This is a genomic window from Priestia sp. P5_B4, from assembly GCF_056400385.1.
In genome coordinates this window covers 1-2,505 of record NZ_JBFULJ010000564.1, presented here as the reverse complement: position 1 = coordinate 2,505, position 2,505 = coordinate 1, and the positions used below count along the sequence as shown (strand labels likewise).

The 2,505-nt window shown below is 37.1% G+C and carries 3 protein-coding genes; all 3 read left to right on the top strand.

Annotated features, from left to right (window positions below):
- The first annotated feature begins 150 nt into the window (after positions 1-150).
- Positions 151-1,530: a class II fumarate hydratase gene (fumC, locus tag AC1DRF_RS22990; protein ID WP_477741779.1), complete on the top strand. Its 1,380-nt coding sequence runs from the start codon at positions 151-153 to the stop codon at positions 1,528-1,530.
- Between the two features lie 181 nt (positions 1,531-1,711).
- A complete protein-coding gene (locus AC1DRF_RS22985) occupies positions 1,712-1,951 on the top strand; it encodes a hypothetical protein (RefSeq protein WP_427076561.1) in 240 nt (79 codons plus the stop codon).
- Positions 1,952-1,977: 26 nt separating this feature from the next.
- Positions 1,978-2,505: glycoside hydrolase family 25 protein (locus AC1DRF_RS22980; protein ID WP_477741778.1), on the top strand; the 528-nt coding region annotated here is incomplete at its 3' end.

Here is a 2,505-nt window from a genome sequence, read left to right as displayed (position 1 = left end):
ACTATGAGCTAAATAATCAAAGTGTTTAATGCCGTTTAAAAAATAAAATAAAGGGAATTTTCAACAGTGAATAATTGTTATTATGTCATGAAATTCATCCATATAATCAATACTAATAGGTAAAGAAAATATTGAAAAGGAGTTCTAACTATGAGCTATCGTATCGAAAGAGATTCAATTGGAGAAATCAAAGTGGCAGAAGATAAACTATGGGGAGCGCAAACGCAAAGAAGTAAAGAAAATTTCCCAATAGGAATTGAAAAAATGCCGATTGAAGTAATACGCGCTTTTGCGGTTTTGAAGAAAAGTGCGGCTATTAGTAATCATAAACTAGGCAAACTATCAGCAGGGAAATCGGAAGCCATCGTACAAGCTGCTAACGAAATTATTGAAGGGAAATGGAATGAACATTTTCCTTTAGTAGTATGGCAGACAGGAAGCGGAACGCAATCAAACATGAATGTAAATGAAGTGATTTCCCACCGAGGAAACCAGCTAATAAATGGCAACGAAACGCTTCATCCGAATGATGATGTGAATATGTCACAAAGCTCTAACGATACTTTTCCTACAGCTCTTCATATTGCAGCTGTACTAGAAGTGGAAGATCAATTATTGCCTGCTCTAAAAACATTAAAAGAAACGTTCGCTGCGAAGCAAGAGCAGTTTAAAGATATTATTAAAATAGGCAGAACCCATTTACAAGATGCTACACCGCTAACACTAGGACAAGAAATTAGCGGATGGCATCATATGCTTGAAAAGAATGAAGAAATGATTAAAYAAAGCGTAGAGTATATGAAGGAGCTAGCTATTGGCGGTACAGCTGTTGGGACGGGGATAAATGCACATCCTGACTTCGGCGATGAAGTAGCGAAAGAAATCAGCAGCACGCTTGGAAAAACATTTGTCTCAGCACCTAATAAATTTCATGCATTAACAAGTCACGATCAAGTGGTTTATGCCCACGGTGCACTCAAAGCATTAGCAGCTGACTTAATGAAAATCGCCAATGACGTGCGCTGGCTGGCAAGCGGTCCTCGGAGCGGGCTAGGCGAAATTACGATTCCTGCTAACGAACCAGGAAGTTCTATTATGCCTGGAAAAGTAAATCCAACTCAAAGTGAAGCTCTAACAATGGTTTCTGCACAAGTGCTTGGGAATGACGTGACGATTGGCATTGCGGCTAGTCAAGGAAACTTTGAATTAAATGTATTTAAGCCGGTTATTATTTATAATTTTTTACAATCAGTTAGATTGCTGACAGATTCCATGCAGGCTTTTAACGATAAATGCGCAGTAGGAATTGAACCCAACAAAGAAAAGATTCAGCATAATCTAGAAAATTCTCTTATGCTTGTAACAGCATTAAATCCGCACATAGGTTATGAAAATGCGGCTAAAATCGCCAAACTGGCTCATCAAGAAGGAACGACATTAAAAGAAGCAGCGGTCAAAACAGGCCTTCTGACAGAAGAACAATTTGAACAATGGGTAAATCCCGCTAATATGATTCATCCATCAAAATAAAAAAAGAAGCCAAGCAGCTCAGAATGCTTGGTTTCTTTTTAATAAATATTAATAAAATAAACATTGTTCTAAATAAACACATAAAAAGAAATTGCGGATTAAAAGAATTTTTACACTGCCTTATACTAGATTCAAGTACATACGATTAGGGTATTTACATTTCTATAAAGGAGGGATTCAAGTGACGTACGAAGTGAAGTTTTATTTTGGAAATGAAAAATCAATCGGTACATTGGTTGAATCAGAAAATGTAAAAGAGCTTGAGGAATCTATTATTCATACGCAAGGATGGTATCGTTATTATGACAAAAAACATGAAGCTTATTTAGCTATTCAAATGAGCAATGTTTTACACATCGTTATAAAAGAATACCGGGATCCGGAAAAAACAGGGGTTTTGAAAAATTCGTCGTATACATAAGGAAGCTAGCAAAAGAGGTGAAAACTATGCAAAGGCGACATTCAAATAATCCTATTATTCTCGACGTTTCTCATCATCAAGGAATCATTAATTGGAAAGAAATAAAAAACACCTCAGTAAAAGGGGTGTATATAAAGTTAACAGAAGGCGGAACTTTTGTAGACCCTAGATCCTATGAAAATTATATAGGTGCCAAAGATGCGGGCTTGAGAGTAGGGTTTTATCATTATGCTCACTGTACAAATAGCCCGGAGAAAGAAGCTGCTTTTTTTATTGCTCAGCTTGGACAAATGAAACTAGACCTTCCGCCGTGTTTGGATCTAGAAGAAGATAAAAAAAAATCTAAAGAATTTGTTTCTGACTTTGCCGTAAGCTGGCTCGAGCATGTTCACAAAACAACAGGAATTAAGCCTATCGTATRTACGAATTATCATTTTGCTAAAACTTTTTTCACAAACGAAATAAGTAAGTATCCTTTGTGGGTAGCAAGATATAGTGCGGCCAACAGACAAGGCGGTATGCAGCACCCTGGTGAGCTAAGTCAGTGGCAGCGA